The organism is Streptomyces candidus (assembly GCF_014207445.1).
Classification (GTDB): Bacteria; Actinomycetota; Actinomycetes; order Streptomycetales; family Streptomycetaceae; genus Streptomyces; species Streptomyces candidus.
In genome coordinates this window covers 487,519-504,939 of sequence record NZ_JACHEM010000003.1, presented here as the reverse complement: position 1 = coordinate 504,939, position 17,421 = coordinate 487,519, and the positions used below count along the sequence as shown (strand labels likewise).

Genomic DNA, 17,421 nt, shown 5'->3' with positions numbered 1-17,421 from the left:
CGAGGGTCCCCACTCCTTTTTTCCGACTGCTATGCACTGCATGTATACACGCCGTGTACAGTGCTCGACATGTCCATCGGTCACACCCTGCTCGGCCTCCTGGAGGCCGGCCCACGCCACGGCTACGACCTCAAGCGGGCCTTCGACGAGAAGTTCGGCCACGACCGCCCCCTGCACTACGGGCAGGTCTACTCCACCATGTCCCGCCTCCTGAAGAACGGCCTCGTCGAGGTCGACGGCACCGAATCCGGAGCCGGCCCCGAACGCAAGCGGTACGCCATCACCGACGCGGGCATCACCGACGTCGAACAGTGGCTGGCGGAGCCCGAGAAGCCCGAGCCGTACCTCCAGTCGACCCTCTACACCAAGGTCGTCCTCGCCCTGCTCACCGGCCGCAGCGCCGACACCCTGCTGGACACCCAGCGCGCCGAACACCTGCGCCTCATGCGCATACTCACCGACCGCAAACGCGGCGGCGACCTCGCCGACCAGCTGATCTGCGACCACGCCCTGTTCCACCTCGAAGCGGACCTGCGGTGGCTGGAACTGACCGCCGCCCGCCTGGACCGCCTCGCCACGGAGATACGACGTTGAGCAATCAGCCCCCGCAGAACAACACCCCCGGCCACGCCCCCGCGGGCTCCCTCCTCACCGCCACCGACCTGCGCAAGACGTACGGCACCACCGCCGCCCTGGACGGCGCGCACTTCTCCATCCACCCCGGCGAGGTCGTCGCCGTCATGGGCCCCTCCGGGTCCGGCAAATCCACCCTGCTGCACTGCCTCGCCGGAATCGTCACCCCGGACTCCGGCACCCTCACCTACGACGGCCGCGACCTGTCCGCCATGTCCGACCGCGAACGCAGCGCCCTGCGCCGCAGCGAGTTCGGCTTCGTCTTCCAGTTCGGCCAGCTCGTCCCCGAACTGACCTGCGTCGAGAACGTCGCACTCCCCCTCCGCCTGGCCGGCACCCCCCGCAAGGACGCCGAACGCACCGCCCTGTCCTGGATGGAACGCCTGGAAGTCGACGATCTCGGCCCCAAACGCCCCGGCGAGGTCTCCGGCGGCCAGGGCCAGCGCGTCGCCGTCGCCCGCGCCCTGGCCTGCGGACCCCGCGTACTGTTCGCCGACGAGCCCACCGGCGCCCTGGACTCCCTCAACGGCGAACGCGTCATGCAGCTGCTCACCGAGGCCGCCCGCTCCACCAACGCCGCCGTCGTCCTGGTCACCCACGAGGCACGGGTCGCCGCCTACTCCGACCGCGAGATCGTCGTACGGGACGGCACATCGCGCGACGTCAGTATGGAGTTCACCCGATGAGCGCACTCGACGACCTGCGCCTCGGGGTCAAGTTCGCCGTCAACGGCGGACGCGAGGGCTGGACCCGCACGCTCCTCACCGCCGTGGGCGTCGGCCTCGGCGTCGCCCTGCTGCTGATCACCTCCGCCATCCCCAACGCCCTGACCGCCCGCGACCAGCGCAGCGCCGCACGCGGCGAGTTCGGCGGCCACTCGGTCGAGAAGGCCGGGCCGGACACCCTCCTCGTCGGTTCCTTCTCCACCGATTTCCTCGACCACCCGGTCCAGGCCCGCATGCTGCGGCCCGAGGGGCCCCGGGCGCCCCTGCCACCCGGCCTGACCGCCTTCCCGAAACCGGGCGAACTGGCGGTCTCCCCCGCCCTGAAGGAACTCATGGAGTCCGGTGGGGGCGAACTGCTGCGGAAGCGGCTGAACGGCCCCGTCACCGCCGTCATCGGCGACGAAGGCCTCCTGGGACCCCACGAACTCCTCTACTACCAGGGCAGCGACGACCTCGCCCACCGCCCGGGATCGACCCACCGCATCTCCTCCTTCCAGGGCGTGGAACAGGAGGGTCTGGACCCGGTCCTGCTGCTCCTGGTACTGGTGGCCTGCGTCGTCCTGCTCGCCCCCGTCGCCGTCCTCATCGCCGCGGCCGTGCGCTTCGGCGGCGACCGACGCGACCGGAGGCTCGCCGCACTGCGGCTGGTCGGCGCCGACGGAAGGATGACCCGGCGGATCGCGGCGGGCGAGGCGCTGGCGGGCGCCCTGATCGGACTGGCGGTCGGTGCCGGACTGTTCTTCGCGATCCGCTCCACGGCCGGACTGATCACCCTGGAGCGGATCAGCGTCTTCCCCGCCGACCTCGTGCCGCTGCCCTGGGTGGTGCTTCTGATCTGCCTCGCCGTGCCCGCGTCGGGGGTCCTGGTGACACTGCTCGCGCTGCGCGGCGTCGTCATCGAACCGCTCGGCGTGGTCCGCACCACGAAACCGGTACGCCGTCGGCTCTGGTGGCGGCTGCTGCTGCCGGCCGTCGGACTGGCCCTGCTGCTGCCGATGTTCGGGCAGGGCGGCGACGGCGGCGACTTCAACCGCCCACAAGTCATCGGCGGCACCGCACTGCTGCTGATCGGCGTCACCGCACTGCTGCCCTGGCTGGTCGAAGCAGTCGTCGCCCAACTCGGCAGTGGACCTGTCTCCTGGCAACTCGCCGTGCGGCGCATGCAGTTGAGCAGCGGAACCGCAGCACGCACGGTCAACGGCATCGCGGTCGCGGTCGCCGGAGCCATCGCCCTCCAGATGCTCCTCAGCGGCATCACCGGCCGCTACACCGACGACACCGGGGCCGACACCTCCCGGGCGAACATGTCGTTAAACCTCCGCCCGGACAGCCGGGCCCATAACAAAGCCGGCGAACTGACCGAACGGCTCGCCGGCATCCCCGGAGTGGCCCGCGCCCTCGCCGTCGACCAGGCGTTCCTGGGCGGCAGCTCCGAAGCGTCGGACGTATTCTCCGAACTGACCGTGGGCGACTGTACGGCCCTGCGCGAGTTCGGTGCCGTGACGTCCTGCAAGGACGGCGACGTCTTCCTGACACGCGGCAACGAGACGGACGGCACCAGCACACCCGCGGGCTTCAGGCCCGGCGGTCGCTACTACATCGACCCCACGGTCGGCCCGACGACCGGCCTGGCCCTTCCGTGGACCCTGCCCACCGGCATGCCGACCGTCGAGAGCAAGGAAGGCCCGGAGGGCTACCGGCGCGGCGGCATCCTCGCCACCCCCGGCGCGGTCCCCGCGGCGGCCCGCGAGGCCTACGTCCGTGCCATCTACGTCAAGTTCGACGGCTCCGTGCCGGACGCACCCGACCTGGTGCGCAACGCCGTCTACACGGCCGACCCGCTGATCCACGTCTCTGTCCTGTCGGAGACGAGGACCGCGAATCGCTTCGAGCAGATCCAGCGCGGGATGTTCGCCGGGGCGGCGTGCGTGCTGCTGCTGATCGGCGCGAGCCTCCTGGTCTCCCAGCTGGAACAGCTGAGGGAACGCAAGAAGCTTCTCGCAGCCCTGGTCGCGTTCGGCACCCGGCGCTCGACGCTGGGCTGGTCGGTGCTGTGGCAGACAGCGGTGCCGGTGACCCTGGGCCTGGCCCTGGCGATCGGGGTCGGCGTGGTCCTGGGCATGGTGCTGCAGAGGATGACGGCCGTGTCGGTCGGCATCGACTGGGGCCCGATCGCGATCATGTCGGGCATCGCGGGAGGCGTGGTGCTCCTGGTAACGGCCCTGAGCATGCCGGTCCTGCTACGCCTCATGCGCCCCGACGGCCTCCGCACGGAATAGCCCCCGGCAACCCCTTCGGGCGCCCCGCCACCCGCGTCCCCCGCGGGCGGCGGGGCCGCATGCCGTACCCCCGTAGCCCCCCGTGCCCGCCCGACCCCACCTCCCCTAAAGCATCCGCACCGGCAACCCCTCCAACGCCCCCCTCAACGCCCCCGCGAACTCCGCGAACTCCTCCCCCCGCGCCGCCCCCGCCCGCATCACCAACGCCACCCGCCGCGACGGCGCCGGATCGGCGAAGTAGCCGGTCACCAGCGCCGGATTCCGCCCCGCCTCCACCTGCACCGCCGTCCGCGGCAGCAGCGTCACCCCCAGCCCCCCGGCCACCAACTGCACCAGCGTGGACAGCCCGGCCGCCGTCGTCGTGACCGGCCCGCCGTCCTCCCGCCCCGCCTCCCGGCACACGTCCAGCGCCTGGTCCCGCAGACAGTGCCCCTCGTCCAGCAGCAGCAGATGCAGATCCCGCAGCGCCTCGCGCGGAATGTCCTCCCGCCCCGCCAGCCAGTGGTCGTCCGGCATCACCAGCACGAAGTCCTCGTCGAACAGGGGGAGTTCCACCACCCCCTGGACCCCGAGCGGCACCGCCAGCAACAAAAGGTCCAGCCGCCCGGCCGCCAGCCCGTCCACCAGCGACGACGTCTGCTCCTCGTACACCTGCAGATCCAGCTCGGGATAGGCGCCCCGCACCAGCCGCAGCACCGTCGGCAACAGGTACGGCGCGACCGTCGGAATCACCCCGAGCCGCAGCACCCCCGTGAACGGCGCCCGCACCGCCTCCGCCTCCTCCAGCAGCTCCCCCACCGCCTCCAGCACCACCCGCGCGCGCACCGCCAGCCGCTCCCCCGCCGCCGACAGCAGCACCTTGCGCGTGGTCCGCTCGACGAGCTGCACACCCAGCGTCTCCTCCAGCGCGGAGACCGCCCCGGAAAGCGCCGGCTGACTCATCCCGATCGCAGCCGCCGCATCCCGGAAGTGCAAGGACTCCGCCACCGCGACGAAGGCCCTGAGCTGGGCCAGGGTGGGCTGCTTCTTGGCGCTGTTGGCGGCGATGACTGTGCTCCGTATCGGCATCTGGCGGTGCGGGGTCCGGGCTTCTCTCCCCGGAGGGGGGATGCGACGGCAGTCGATCCGGACCTCCGCGTGCGCGTCGACGAGCTCTAGATCAATAACCCTCGTCGATCAAAGTCTACACTTCACCCGATTTCACTGATCAGTGACTCCATGGCAGGCTGATCAAAGTCCAACCCCCCAGAAATGCTGCGAAAGCGGCCTTTCCTCTCCGTCCAAGAGGAGCCCCATGCTTACCGTTGGTGACAAGCTTCCCCCGTTCGAACTGAGCGCCTGCGTCTCTCTGGAGAAGGGCAAGGAGTTCGAGCAGATCACCCACAAGTCGTTCGAGGGTCGCTGGCTTGTTCTGTTCGCCTGGCCGAAGGACTTCACCTTCGTCTGCCCGACCGAGATCGCCGCGTTCGGCAAGCTGAACGAGGAGTTCGCGGACCGCGACGCGCAGATCCTGGGCTTCTCCGGCGACTCCGAGTTCGTGCACCACGCCTGGCGCAAGGACCACCCGGACCTGACCGACCTGCCCTTCCCGATGCTCGCCGACTCGAAGCACGAACTCATGCGCGACCTCGGCATCGAGGGCGCGGACGGCTTCGCCCAGCGCGCCGTCTTCATCATCGACCCGAACGGCGAGATCCAGTTCACCATGGTCACCGCCGGTTCCGTCGGCCGTAACCCCAAGGAGGTCCTCCGGGTCCTCGACGCGCTGCAGACGGACGAGCTGTGCCCGTGCAACTGGACCAAGGGCGAGGACACCCTGGACCCGGTCGCGCTGCTCTCGGGCGAGTAAGAACCCCCGACACCAGCACGCCCGCGCACGGACCACGGAACGGAACCCATCTGACATGGCACTCGACGAACTGAAGTCCGCCGTACCGGACTACGCCAAGGACCTCCGCCTGAACCTGGGCTCGGTCATCGGCAACAGCGACCTCCCGCAGCAGCAGCTCTGGGGCACCGTCCTCGCCTGCGCGATCGCCTCGCGCTCGCCGAAGGTGCTGCGCGAGCTGGAGCCGGAGGCGAAGGCGAACCTCTCCGCCGAGGCGTACACGGCCGCCAAGTCGGCCGCCGCCATCATGGCGATGAACAACGTCTTCTACCGCACGCGCCACCTGCTCTCCGACCCGGAGTACGGGACGCTGCGCGCGGGCCTGCGGATGAACGTGATCGGCAACCCCGGCGTCGAGAAGGTCGACTTCGAGCTGTGGTCCCTCGCGGTCTCCGCGATCAACGGCTGCGGCCAGTGCCTGGACTCGCACGAGCAGGTCCTGCGCAAGGCCGACGTCTCCCGCGAGACCATCCAGGAGGCCGTCAAGATCGCCTCGGTGATCCAGGCGGTCGGCGTCACCCTCGACTCCGAGGCCGTACTGGCCGAGTAGTGCCGAGTACGTACGTGTGAAGGGGCCCACCGGCTGTTCGGACAGCCGGTGGGCCCCTTCACGTATACCCGCTACTTCTTGAGCATCGTCATCAGCTCGCGCATGTCGCTCTCCAGGAGTTCCGGCACACCGGCGTAGGTGGGCGTGACCTCCTCCCCCTCACCCTCGAAGTCGACGCTGCCGTCGATCGAGAGGACGAGGACGACGCCGCCGTCCTGCACCACGAGTTGCCTGTCGTCCTGGACGTAGTAGTCCTCCGTGAACGTCAGGTGGAAAGCCCGGTCACCCAGCCCCTCCACCGGCGTCACGTCCGGCTTGGTGCCGTACTCGCCGGCGGTGAGCCGGGCCTCCAGCTCCGGCCCCGGGTCGGTTCTGCGGTGCTGCTCGATGACGAGCCCGGCCCGATAGGTGGTCGGCCAGCCCTGGGTGTGCTGGTCCGTCGACTTCAGGCCTATCTGGCAGACCGACCGGTCGTAGGCCGGGTCCTCGAACCGCTCGGAGCTGTCGGCGGGCCGGTCCCGTGCGCCGAACCGCTCGGTGATCGCGCTCAGCGGCGCCTTCTCACAGGTTTCCGCCGTGACCCCGTAGCCCCGCTGGTCGGGTCCCCCGTCGCGTTCGAAGGCGTACAGCCCGCCCGCCCACAGCGCCGACGCGAGCACGGCCCCGCCGACTGCCCACAGCCAGGGCCGGCGCGGTTCCTCCTGGGTGCGCGGAGCGGGGTCGCCGCCCGAGTGGAGGGTTTCGAGCGGTGGCGACACGTCCGCTCCGCCGACGAGTTCGGGCTCGGATATCACCGGGTGTCGCCGTCCGGCGCGCCCGGGGAGGGCGGTGCCGGGGAGGGCGCGCCCGGTGCCGGTGTCGGCCCCGCGCCCGGTGTCGTGATCGTCGCGGTCGGGGCCGGTGTCGGGGTCGGTGTCGGCGCCACGTCGATCGCTGTCGCCCCGTGCGGCTTCGGCGCGGCCCGCAGGGCGCTTTCCTTGGCGTGCGAGCGCAGGTAGCCGATGGCCGTGTTGAGGACGGCGACTATCGGTACCGCGACCACCGCTCCGCCGATCCCGGCGACGAGGCCGCCTGCCGCGACCGAGAGGACCACGGCGAGCGGGTGCACCCGTACCGCTCGGCCCAGGATGAACGGCTGGAGGATGTGACCCTCGATCTGCTGCACCGCGAGGACCACGATCAGCACCATGAGGGCGATGAACGGCCCGTTGGTGACGATCGCGACGACGACCGCCAGCGCGCCGGAGATGACCGCGCCGACCAGCGGGATGAACGCGAACAGGAAGATCAGGACGGCGAGCGGCACCGCCATCGGCACGTCGAGGAAGTGCAGGCCGAGCCCGATGAAGATGGCGTCGATCAGGGCGACGATCACCGTGCCGCGTACGTACGCGGTGAGGGTGCGCCAGGCGCGCGGGCCGGCGCCCGCCATGCCGGGGCGGGCCTGGGTGGGGATCAGTTTGAGCGTCCACTCCCAGATCCGCTTGCCGTCGTACAGCAGGAAGAGGGTGGAGAACATCGCGAGCAGCATTCCGGTCATCATCTCGACGATGACGGTGACGCCCTGGAGTCCCGCGCTGGTGATCTCCTGGGTGTTGGTGCCGATGGCGTCGCTGAGGTTCTTGGTGATGTCGTTGATCTGCTGTTCGGTGACGTGGAACGGGCTGTTCAGCAGCCAGGTCCGCAGGTCCTGGAGGCCCTGTTGGACCTGTGCCGAGAGGTCTTCGGCGTTGTCCATGATCTGCCAGACCACGAACCAGCCGATCAGGCCGATCACGACGAAGCCGAGGATCGCGGTGAGCGCGGTCGCCAGTCCCCGCGGCAGGCCCACCCTCTTCAGCGCGGCCACGGTGGGCTGGAGCAGTGCGGTGATCAGGAGGGCGCCCATGAAGGCGAAGGCGACCAGCTGGACCTGGCTGATGATCTGGCCGAGTACCCAGATGGTGCCCGCGAGGACCAGCAGCCGCCAGCCGGCTTCGGCGGCGACCCTCATGCCCCAGGGGACCGCGTCGGCGGGTTCGGGCCTGGCGCGGACGGCGGGGGCGTAGTCCGGGGGCGGCGGGACGTGTTCGAGGTCGTGGTGGTCGGGTACGCCGTTCTCCGGGACGGCGACCGCGTCCGGGTCGGCGTCGGCCTCGGCGCGGCGTTCCTCCAGCCGGTCTCCCATGTGGGTCAGCCGCGACCCGAGCCCGCCGAGCCATCCAGGCGTCTTCGACATGATGTTTCCTCTTCCCACCCCGACGCCCCACGGCGAATTTGGTCGGACCCGACCGTACACGTGCGGAGCCCCCCACCGTATGACGGTGGGGGGCTCCGCGGAGTTGAGTGCCCGGGTGATCGAGTACCCGTATTCGGCGCTGTCAGTACCAGCGGTTGTCCTGCCAGAAGTCCCAGGCTCCGCAGGGGCTGCCGTAGCGCTCGTTCATGTAGTTGAGCCCCCACTGGATCTGGGTGGCCGGGTTGGTCCGCCAGTCCGGGGCGACCGAGGCCATCTTGGAGCCCGGGTTGGACTGGACGAGGCCGTAGGCGCCCGAGGAGGGGTTCACGGCCTTGTAGTTCCACGTGGACTCGTGGTTCACGATGGTGCTGAAGCACTGGAACTGGCCGGCCGGGACGATCTGGCGGGCGATCGCCTTGACCTCGGCGACGGTGTAGGAGGTCTGCGGCTCGAAGGAGGAGGCGTCGCGGGATGCCGAGCGGGAGGCGACTTCGCCCTGCTCCTGGCGCTCCTTGGCTTCCTTCTCGGCCTTTTCGGCCTTCTCCTTGGCCGCCTTCTCGTCGGCGGCCTTCTTGTCGGCCGCTTCCTTCTTGGCCTTGGCGTCGGAGGCGGCCTGGATGCGGGCCGCTTCCTCGGCGTTCTTCTTCGCGGCTTCGTCGACGGCGGCGGCCTGGACGTCGGCCTGCTGCGCCAGGGAGGCGGTCGCCACCTGCGCGTGCTGACCGGCGGGGATTTCCGCGAGGAGAGTCGTGTCGGCGGCGGCTGCCTCGAAGTTGTTGTCGCTCGACGACTGCGGGTCGCCCGATGCGACGCCCACGACGGCGCCGACTGTGGTGACTGCGGTGGCGGAGGCCACTGCGAATCCCCGAACCGAGATCCGGCTCACACGGTTTCCTTCCAGCAGCGTCCGAACCGGTGACCCTCGCGGACGCAATCGCACCCCTGGCGCTGGCACTCCCTTTTGGTACGTCACGGGAGGCGCGGACCCGGTGGGCAACTCCCGTGGGAGTGCTCCGTGTTACTCGGGCGGCATACGGCGCAATCTGTTGAATTAGGTGGTGTTGCACCTCTGGAGGTGCGGGTGTGCCGTATGCGGGGCCTGACGGAAGCAAGACTCTGCCGGAAGGGCATGCCGGTAATCAATTCTTGGTTGCGTGTGAAACGTCACATCGATTTTGTGGCTGTTGTTTCAGGGAAGTACTCGCGTCGCGCGACGCCGCCCGGCTAGGATCTCGCGCTTCTCGCGAGTCCGGCCGGGCGGCGCAACTTCCGTGCGTTTATGCCTTTTCGGTCAGATCTGGCGGTCCTCCAGCATTTCGGTCACGAGGGCGGCGATCTGCGAGCGCTCGGACCTGGTGAGGGTGACGTGGGCGAACAGCGGGTGTCCCTTCAGCTTCTCCACGACGGCGACCACCCCGTCGTACCGGCCGACCCGGAGGTTGTCTCGCTGGGCCACGTCGTGGGTGAGGACCACCCGCGAGTTCGCCCCGATCCTGGACAGGACCGTCAGGAGGACGTTCCGTTCCAGGGATTGGGCCTCGTCGACGATGACGAACGCGTCGTGCAGCGAGCGTCCCCGGATGTGGGTGAGCGGCAGGACCTCCAGCATGCCGCGTCCCAGTACCTCTTCGATGACTTCCTTGCCCGCGACGGCCGAGAGGGTGTCGAAGACGGCCTGCGCCCACGGTGACATCTTCTCGGACTCGGAGCCGGGGAGGTAGCCGAGTTCCTGCCCGCCGACCGCGTACAGCGGCCGGAAGACCATCACCTTCTTGTGCTCCTGCCGCTCCAGTACGGCTTCCAGGCCCGCGCACAGGGCCAGGGCGGACTTTCCGGTGCCGGCCCGTCCGCCGAGGGAGACGATGCCGACCTCGGGGTCGAGCAGCAGATCGAGCGCGATGCGCTGCTCGGCGCTGCGGCCGTGGATGCCGAACGCGCCTCTGTCGCCCCGTACGAGACGGACCTGACCGTCCGGGGTGACCCGTGCCAGGGCCTTGCCGCGCTCCGAGGAGACGACGAGGCCGGTGTGGACGGGGAGGTCGGCGGCCTCGGGCACGTAGAGCCGTTCCTCGGTGAAGAGGAGGTCCACCTGGTCGGCTTCGAGGGTCAGTTCGGCCATTCCGGTCCAGCCGGAGTCGGTGATGGCCAGTTCCGCGCGGTACTCCTCGGCGAGCAGACCCACCGAGGAGGCTTTGATGCGCAGCGGGAGGTCCTTGGAGACGACGGTGACGTCGAACCCCTCGGCCTGGAGGTTGCGTGCGACGGCGAGGATCCGTGAGTCGTTGTCCCCCAACCGGTAGCCGGCGGGAAGGACGCCGGGATCGGAGTGGTTGAGTTCGACGCGCAGCGAACCGCCGAGGTCCCCGATCGGGATCGGGGCGTCGAGACGGCCGAACCGGATGCGGTAGTCGTCCAGCATGCGCAGGGCCTGCCGGGCGAAGTAACCGAGTTCCGGGTGGTGCCGCTTGGCCTCCAGTTCGGTGATGACGACGATCGGGAGCACGACTTCGTGCTCTTCGAAGCGGGTCATCGAGCTGGGGTCGGCCAGCAGGACGCTGGTGTCGAGAACGTAGGTGCGCCTGTCGGGAAGGCGGCGCTTAGAGCTGTTCACCACGGAAGGACGTACCCCCTCGGACTGAGGTCGGGGTGCGACGACGTCGCGGGCGGAAGGGACCGGTTCCGGCCGCTCTGCGCGGGCCGGTGACCGGCCCTTGCCACCACTACCGCGTCATTTCTGGCGTGGTCGTCCTGGTGCAAAGGGCCTCCCGGGCGGGCGGCATCGAGCCGTCCGCTGAGATGCGGCGTCCGTGGACCGGACGCCGACCTGGAGGGGGTATTCCCTCGAACATGCGCGGCCATGCCTGGTCATGGCCAAGGCATATGACGTCTCTTCGCGCATGTTCGGTACGCCGAGGGGGTACGGGCAGCGGTCAGGAACCGTAACGCCGGTGCCTGGCCGCGTAGTCGCGCAGGGCGCGCAGGAAGTCGACCTTGCGGAAGGCGGGCCAGAAGACCTCGCAGAAGTAGTACTCCGAATGAGCGCTCTGCCACAGCATGAAACCGGACAACCGCTGCTCACCGCTGGTGCGGATGACGAGGTCCGGGTCGGGCTGGCCGCGGGTGTAGAGGTGTTCCGAGATGTGCTCGACGTCGACGATCTCGGCGAGTTCCTCGAAGGAGGTCCCCTTGTCGGCGTGTTCGAGGAGCAGCGAGCGGACGGCGTCGGCGATTTCCTGGCGGCCGCCGTAGCCCACGGCGACGTTGACCAGTATTCCCTTGTTGTCCGCCGTCGACTGCTCGGCCTCCTTCAGTACACCCTGCGTTCGGGCGGGGAGGATGTCCATGGTGCCGACGTGGTGGACCCGCCAGCGGCCGTCGGCGGCGAGAGCCTTGACGGCGCCCTCGATGATGGAGAGCAGGGGGGTGAGTTCGGCCTCGGGCCGGTCGAGGTTCTCGGTGGAGAGCATCCACAGGGTGACGACCTCGACGTCCGTCTCCGCGCACCAGCCGAGAAGTTCCTGGATCTTGCTCGCGCCGGCCTTGTGCCCCTGCTCCGTGGTGCCGCCGGCTGCCTTCGCCCATCGTCTGTTGCCGTCGAGGATGACGCCGATGTGCTTGGGCACCTGGGCGTGGTCGAGACGGCCCTCCACGCGGCGTGCGTACAGCCGATACACCAGGTCGCGCAGGTTCACAGCGTTCCACCCTCTCGTCTTCCCGGGCGCCCGGACCTCTGGGGGTCGGCCGGTATGTGCTCCGGTGCTGTTTTCCGGGGGCCCGAGCGCGTCACATTACTGCGCGCGGGTCCCGGCGGCCCAACCCGGTCTGTCACAAGTGCGTACGTGATAGGGAGGTGATCGTGACTGACGACTCTCTGCACTACCGCGCATCCGACGACCGCTACGACACGATGCAGTACCGGCGCTCCGGCCGCAGCGGCCTCAAGCTCCCGGCCGTCTCGCTGGGCCTGTGGCACAACTTCGGCGACGACCGCAGCCTCGACTCGCAGCGCGCCATCCTGCGCCGCGCCTTCGACCTGGGTGTGACCCACTTCGACCTGGCGAACAACTACGGCCCGCCGGCCGGCTCGGCGGAGTCCAACTTCGGCAAGATCTTCGCGCAGGACTTCGCGCCGTACCGCGACGAGTTGCTCGTCTCGACGAAGGCGGGTTACGGGATGCACCCCGGCCCGTACGGCGAGTGGGGCTCCCGCAAGTACCTGCTGTCCTCACTGGACGCGTCGCTGAACCGCATGGGTCTCGACTACGTCGACATCTTCTACTCGCACCGCTTCGACCCGGACACTCCTCTTGAGGAGACCATGGGAGCGCTCGCATCGGCCGTCCAGCAGGGCAAGGCGCTGTACGTGGGCGTCTCGTCGTACAACAGCGAGCAGACCGCAGAGGCCGCGCGGCTGCTGCGTGAGATGGGGGTGCGCCCGCTCATCCACCAGCCCTCGTACTCGATGATCAACCGCTGGACGGAGGACGACGGCCTGCTCGACACCCTGGAGGAGGCGGGCATGGGCTGCATCTCGTTCGTGCCGCTGGCGCAGGGCCTGCTGACGAACAAGTACCTGAAGGGCATCCCGGAGGGCTCACGTGCCACCCAGGGCAAGTCCCTGGACCCGGGTCTGCTGAGCGAGGAGGTCCTGCGCCGTCTCAACGGCCTGAACGACATCGCCTCGCGGCGTGGCCAGTCCCTCGCGCAGCTCGCGCTGTCGTGGGTGCTGCGGGACGAGCGGATGACGTCGGCGCTCATCGGGGCGTCCAGCGTGAAGCAGCTGGAGGAGAACGTGGCGGCGCTCGGGGCTCCGGCGCTCACGGACGCGGAGCTGAAGGAGATCGACTCCTTCGCGGTGTCCACGCCCGGCACGAACATCTGGGCCGACCGGGGCTGACACGCCCGGGGGGTGCGGCTGCGTGGGAAGGGACGTTCGGCGCGTTACGGGTCCTTTCGGAACCGTGGGGCGCCGAACGGAGACAAAAAACGGGCCGGTCCGTGGGGGGGATACGGACCGGCCCGAGGGGGGGTTTCCACCATAACCCTTCGTAAGTGATGCTGCGCACCAGGACGCCGAATAATTACTCTCCGGAGTTGCCGGTGTGCACCCCGCAAGGGGCGGAATCCCTTGTGGCAGCTGGCATCCGGGCGCCTTTCGGCCGCTCGGGCGGGCGGTCGGACTTCCACCCGTCGGGGGTGTCGCCAACGTCGCGGGATTGACGTTTCTGCTCCCGCTCGGGGATTTCCGCCCCGCCCGCCGGCTCAGGCACCCGTGCCCGGCGGCTCCGGCACCCGTGCCCGGCGGCTGCGGCGCCCACGCCGGACCGTTCCCGCGCCCGGCTCAGTAGCGCAGGGCCGCCGCGATCCCCCCGGCCTCGCCCAGCGCGCCCTCCGGTACGAACGTCACGTCGCCGTCCGCCTCCAGCACCAGCTCGACCAGCGAGTCCACGATGTCGTCCTCGGCCCCTTCGGAGTCGGGCCCGGTCAGGACCAGGGAGGCCCGTGGGGCCCCTTCGACCTCTTCCGGCCGCGCGGAGACCCGGAACGTCTCCTCCACCACCAGGTGCCCGATCCGCCCCTCGCGGGCCGTCTGCCAGCAGTCCTGGACGCCGGCGGAGTAGCGCCGCCCGCTGCGTGCCGCGTCCAGCGCCTTCAACGCCTCCTCGGCGTCGATGGCGGCGAGCGCGGACCGCGCCGGGGCGAGCTGCTCGACGAGTTCGGCAGCAGTCGTCTGGAGCAGTCCGCCCACCTCCAGGTCCGTCGCCAGCACCGCCCCGTGCCGGGACAGCTCGCGGAAGGTGGCGATGTGCTGCCGCAGCCCGACGAGCACCACCGGAAGCGCCGCTTCCTGGAGCAGCGGGGTGAGCTTGCGGTCGGCTTCGGCGAGCATGTTGCGGAAGTCCTGTTCGGCGGCGTGGTCGCCGCTCCTGGTGGGCGCGCCGTCGCGTTCCGCGCCGGAGGAGACGACCGGGAAGCCCGCCTCGTCGTGGTCGAGTTCGTGCAGTTCGTACCCGACGCCGTGCCACAGCCGCACTTCCCCGGTGCTGAGGATCAGCGCGAGGTACGGGATCTGCCGCGCGGAGGCGGCCACCAGGTTGCGGGTCAGGTACGAGTCGCCGATCACGATGCGCTCGGGCACCTCCGCGCTGACCAGGTACGTACGGGCCTCGTCGGCGGCGGCGAACAGCACCAGGCCTTCCAGGAAGTGCTCCGGGTCCAGCTCGTCGACGGCTTCGGTCAGCTGCCGCACGACGGCGGCGGCCTGCTCGCGGCTCACCTCCGGGTCGTCGGCCAGCCGCTTCTCGACCTCACCGAGGAGGTTGCGCAGCCGGATGTGGTCCTGCTGGTTCTCCGGCCGGTGGCGGTGGGTGGGAAGGGTGACGGAGACCGCCGGGTAGGGGCGGGGGCGGCGCAGTTCGGCGAGCAGGTCCGACTCGTCCTCGTCAGTCATGAACTCTCACTCCACTCGGTGGAACTCGGGGGCACTCGGGATGGTCGCGGAAGAGGGGCGCAGAGCGGGTGCCGCGGATGCGACGCGTACGGCGCATGCGGCGCGTGCACGGCGGCCGAGGCCGCCCGCCGACGCCCCGGGGCCGACCCTCCTTCGCAATTTCTCACGAATGGCCGCGGTTCGCCCCCTCGCGGAGACTTCCGCCGCACGCGTCCCCCGGGCTCTCTGTCGACTTTCAGCCTGCCGCCCCCAGGCCCCCCAGCAGCAGTCCCGCCCACGCCCCGGCCAGCATGAACGGCCCGAACGGAATCGCCGTCCTGCGCCCGCCGCGCCGCGTGAGGATGAGCCCGAGCCCGTACAGCGCCCCCAGGACGAACCCGGCCATCGCCCCGGCGAAGAGGACGGACCAGCCGTACCAGCCGAGCACAGTCCCGATGCCCAGTGCGAGCTTCACGTCCCCGAAGCCCATACCGGCCGGATTGATGAGGAACAGGACGAAGTACATGGCGCCGAGACCGGTCCCGCCGAGCAGCGCGCCGAACCAGGACCCGCCGTCGCCGGGCAGCAGCCCGGCCACCCCCAGGAGACCGGCCGCGGCGCCCGCCAGCGGCAGCGTCAGCACGTCCGGCAGCCGGTGCACCCGCCGGTCGACGACGGCGAGAAGCAGCGCGAAGGGTGCGAGCAGCAGCCACACGGCCAGTTCGGGCCGGGGGCCGGTGGCGAAGGCGAGGGAACCGCAGACGATGCCCCCGAGCAGCACGAAGCGGAGGGTCTTCTCGTACGGGGGGCTGCAGGGGGCGTCGGGCGGGGCAGCGGGCGGGGCGTCGCGCGGAAGGGCGCCCGGCGGGGTGCGGGGCGGGAGGGAGCCCTTGCGGGTGCCGGGCGGGAGGGGCCCACTCCGGGTGCTGGGTCGGCCCCCGGGAGGGAGGGGGCCACTGCGGGTGCCGGGCGGAACGGGCCCAGGTGACGGTCGCGCGCGCCCCGCCGCCACTCTCGCCGCTCCCACGCAGTCCACGCAGCGCACGGTGCCCAGCCAGCCCCCGGCGACCCCGGTGAAGGGGTGTCCGGCGGGGCAGACGGCGCGCCAGGGTTCGTCGGGCTCGACGGAGAGCCGGTGGGCGGCGCGCGGCACGAGGAGCCCCGCGGCGGCCCCCCACAGGACGGCGGCCGTGGTCAGGGCGACGGTGACGGACACGCGTCAACCCTAGGGCCGGGGGCGGCGGTGGTCATGGGCCCGTGGACCCATAGCCGCCTGCCCCACGCCTATTTGGCCACACGCCTGCTGAGCCCACGCCCCCTTGGCCCCCGCGTCCGAGCGCGCCTACGCTCCCGCCATGCGTCCGCCCGAAGTACCGGCTCCCGGAATCCTGACCGTCGGGGCCGACACGACACCCGTTCCCCTGGAGATCGCCGCCACCCGTCGCACCCGCGCACGCGGCCTTCTCGGCCGGTCCGGTATCGAGGGGGCGATGCTGCTGACGCCCGCGCACAGCGTCCACACGTTCGGGATGAGCTTTCCGCTCGAAGTTGCCTACCTGGGACGTGATTTGCGCGTACTGGCGGTACGGACGATGCCCACGGGGCGGCTGGGCATGCCGCGACTGCGGGCGCGGCACGTACTGGAGGCGGAGGCAGGGGCTCTGACCCGGTGGGGCGTGCGGCTGGGGGTCCGGGTGAGGATCGATTCCGTTCCGGAGGTCGTTGTCAGTGGTGGGTGCCAGGATGCGTCCATGACCGAGAACACACACGCCAAGCCGGCCGTCAAGGGCCCCGCCAGCTACTTCCCTTCCATCGAGGCGAAGTACGGCCGCCCCGTCGCCGAGTGGCAGGACATGGTCCGCAGCTCGCCGCTGACCAAGCACATGGAGCTGGTCGCGTGGCTGAAGTCCGAGCACGGCTTGGGTCACGGGCACGCGAACGCCCTGGTGGCGCACACGTTGGCGGAGGACAAGGCCAAGTAGACCGGCCCACCGACGCGCCCTTCGGCCTCAACTACCCAGCTGCTTGCGCAGCTTCCGCCGTTCCCAGGGGCCCGGGTGGCGGGCGGTCACACCTGCCGCGCCGCCCGCGCCGACGAGCCGGATCAAGGGGGTGCCGGGACGGCGTTCTCCCGTGACCTTGTTCCGCATGCCGCCCAGGCCCGGGTCGACGCCGTCGCTGTCCACGGCCCAGCCCTCGGGGACGACGACGGTGACCCCCGCCATCTCTCCGTAGACCTCCACCTCGACCTCCGCCAGCCGCACTCGGGTGCGGGTGAAGTCGAGCTTGACGCCGCCCATGCCGCCGCGCGCGACGATCTTCGACGGGACGTTCCAGCCGCCGACCCGCGAGACGCCGTGGACGCCGCCCTTGAGGACCAGCGGGTCGGCCGCGACCAGGGCGCCGCCCGGCGGCCCGTCCGGTACCAGGTCTTCGGTGAGCGGCCCGAGTTCGGCGACGGTCTTGGCGGTGAGGGCCGCTTCCAGCCGCTCGTCCAGTTCGTCGAGGTCGAGCCGGCCCTCGGCGGCCGCCTCCCTCAGCAGTTCGACGGTGGCGTCGCGGTCGGCGTCGGAAGCGCGCAACGGACGGCGACGCGCGGGGGTACCTGCGGACTCGGCAGTCATGCGTCCGATGATACGAAGCCGTCGCACGGGGTGGCCGACACCTGTGTAGGTTGCCCGTTGTACGCATGTGAGGC

Annotated in this window: 16 protein-coding genes and 1 pseudogene; 8 read left to right on the top strand and 9 right to left on the bottom strand. The window is 70.4% G+C overall.

What is annotated here, in order from left to right:
• Positions 1–69: 69 nt before the first annotated feature.
• Genes HNQ79_RS08310 through HNQ79_RS08300 form a run of 3 tightly spaced genes read left to right on the top strand, consistent with a single transcriptional unit; the run spans position 70 to position 3,637 of the window.
• Positions 70–594, top strand: coding sequence for a PadR family transcriptional regulator (locus tag HNQ79_RS08310; protein WP_185028521.1), 525 nt, complete (start codon positions 70–72; stop codon positions 592–594).
• Positions 591–1,319, top strand: coding sequence for an ABC transporter ATP-binding protein (locus HNQ79_RS08305; RefSeq protein WP_185028519.1), 729 nt, complete (start codon positions 591–593; stop codon positions 1,317–1,319). The genes HNQ79_RS08310 and HNQ79_RS08305 overlap by 4 nt, the downstream gene beginning before the upstream one ends.
• Entirely contained in the window at positions 1,316–3,637 is a 2,322-nt protein-coding gene (locus tag HNQ79_RS08300; protein ID WP_185028517.1) for an ABC transporter permease, read from the top strand. The genes HNQ79_RS08305 and HNQ79_RS08300 overlap by 4 nt, the downstream gene beginning before the upstream one ends.
• A 105-nt stretch (positions 3,638–3,742) precedes the next feature.
• On the opposite strand, the gene HNQ79_RS08295 is transcribed toward HNQ79_RS08300, so the two are convergent.
• The gene (locus tag HNQ79_RS08295; protein ID WP_185028515.1) at positions 3,743–4,705 is read right to left on the bottom strand and encodes a hydrogen peroxide-inducible genes activator; all 963 of its coding nucleotides are present in this window, start codon (positions 4,703–4,705) and stop codon (positions 3,743–3,745) included.
• A gap of 226 nt (positions 4,706–4,931) precedes the next feature.
• Between HNQ79_RS08295 and HNQ79_RS08290 the strand changes: the two genes are divergently transcribed.
• Complete coding sequence (locus HNQ79_RS08290) at positions 4,932–5,486, top strand: peroxiredoxin (protein ID WP_185028513.1); 555 nt, start codon at positions 4,932–4,934, stop codon at positions 5,484–5,486.
• A gap of 55 nt (positions 5,487–5,541) precedes the next feature.
• Complete coding sequence (locus HNQ79_RS08285) at positions 5,542–6,075, top strand: alkyl hydroperoxide reductase (RefSeq protein WP_185028511.1); 534 nt, start codon at positions 5,542–5,544, stop codon at positions 6,073–6,075.
• A 71-nt stretch (positions 6,076–6,146) separates the two neighbouring features.
• On the opposite strand, the gene HNQ79_RS08280 is transcribed toward HNQ79_RS08285, so the two are convergent.
• The 5 genes from HNQ79_RS08280 to HNQ79_RS08260 all read right to left on the bottom strand — a co-directional run bounded on the left by HNQ79_RS08280 (position 6,147) and on the right by HNQ79_RS08260 (position 11,985).
• Positions 6,147–6,869 carry a hypothetical protein gene (locus HNQ79_RS08280; protein WP_185028509.1) on the bottom strand — a complete coding sequence of 241 codons (723 nt, stop codon included), beginning with the start codon at positions 6,867–6,869 and terminating at the stop codon, positions 6,147–6,149.
• Positions 6,866–8,293, bottom strand: coding sequence for an AI-2E family transporter (locus tag HNQ79_RS08275; RefSeq protein WP_185028507.1), 1,428 nt, complete (start codon positions 8,291–8,293; stop codon positions 6,866–6,868). Before HNQ79_RS08275 ends, HNQ79_RS08280 begins: the two co-directional genes overlap by 4 nt.
• 142 nt (positions 8,294–8,435) lie before the next feature.
• Positions 8,436–9,179 carry an aggregation-promoting factor C-terminal-like domain-containing protein gene (locus tag HNQ79_RS08270; RefSeq protein ID WP_444545292.1) on the bottom strand — a complete coding sequence of 248 codons (744 nt, stop codon included), beginning with the start codon at positions 9,177–9,179 and terminating at the stop codon, positions 8,436–8,438.
• 405 nt (positions 9,180–9,584) lie between these two features.
• Positions 9,585–10,907: an RNA 5'-3' helicase PhoH2 gene (phoH2, locus tag HNQ79_RS08265; RefSeq protein ID WP_185028505.1), complete on the bottom strand. Its 1,323-nt coding sequence runs from the start codon at positions 10,905–10,907 to the stop codon at positions 9,585–9,587.
• Between the two features lie 316 nt (positions 10,908–11,223).
• On the bottom strand, positions 11,224–11,985 hold the full coding sequence (locus tag HNQ79_RS08260; RefSeq protein WP_185028504.1) for an isoprenyl transferase: 762 nt from the start codon (positions 11,983–11,985) through the stop codon (positions 11,224–11,226).
• Positions 11,986–12,149: 164 nt separating this feature from the next.
• Between HNQ79_RS08260 and mgrA the strand changes: the two genes are divergently transcribed.
• Positions 12,150–13,190 (top strand): L-glyceraldehyde 3-phosphate reductase, encoded by a 1,041-nt coding sequence (gene mgrA, locus HNQ79_RS08255; RefSeq protein WP_185028502.1) that lies wholly within the window; start codon positions 12,150–12,152, stop codon positions 13,188–13,190.
• 444 nt (positions 13,191–13,634) lie between these two features.
• Here the strand turns inward: mgrA and HNQ79_RS34440 are convergent, their stop codons facing one another.
• Entirely contained in the window at positions 13,635–14,744 is a 1,110-nt protein-coding gene (locus HNQ79_RS34440; protein WP_185028500.1) for a baeRF3 domain-containing protein, read from the bottom strand.
• A 235-nt stretch (positions 14,745–14,979) separates the two neighbouring features.
• Entirely contained in the window at positions 14,980–15,939 is a 960-nt protein-coding gene (locus HNQ79_RS08245; protein ID WP_185028498.1) for a prepilin peptidase, read from the bottom strand.
• A 139-nt stretch (positions 15,940–16,078) separates the two neighbouring features.
• On the opposite strand from HNQ79_RS08245, the pseudogene HNQ79_RS08240 reads away from it, so the two are divergent.
• Together HNQ79_RS08240 and HNQ79_RS08235 are read left to right on the top strand one after the other, a co-directional pair.
• Positions 16,079–16,426 (top strand): annotated as a pseudogene (locus HNQ79_RS08240) (DUF192 domain-containing protein); the annotation flags it as partial.
• Between the two features lie 48 nt (positions 16,427–16,474).
• Complete coding sequence (locus HNQ79_RS08235) at positions 16,475–16,705, top strand: DUF4287 domain-containing protein (protein ID WP_185028795.1); 231 nt, start codon at positions 16,475–16,477, stop codon at positions 16,703–16,705.
• A gap of 27 nt (positions 16,706–16,732) precedes the next feature.
• On the opposite strand, the gene HNQ79_RS08230 is transcribed toward HNQ79_RS08235, so the two are convergent.
• Positions 16,733–17,347, bottom strand: coding sequence for a DUF1707 SHOCT-like domain-containing protein (locus HNQ79_RS08230; protein WP_185028495.1), 615 nt, complete (start codon positions 17,345–17,347; stop codon positions 16,733–16,735).
• Positions 17,348–17,421: the final 74 nt, after the last annotated feature.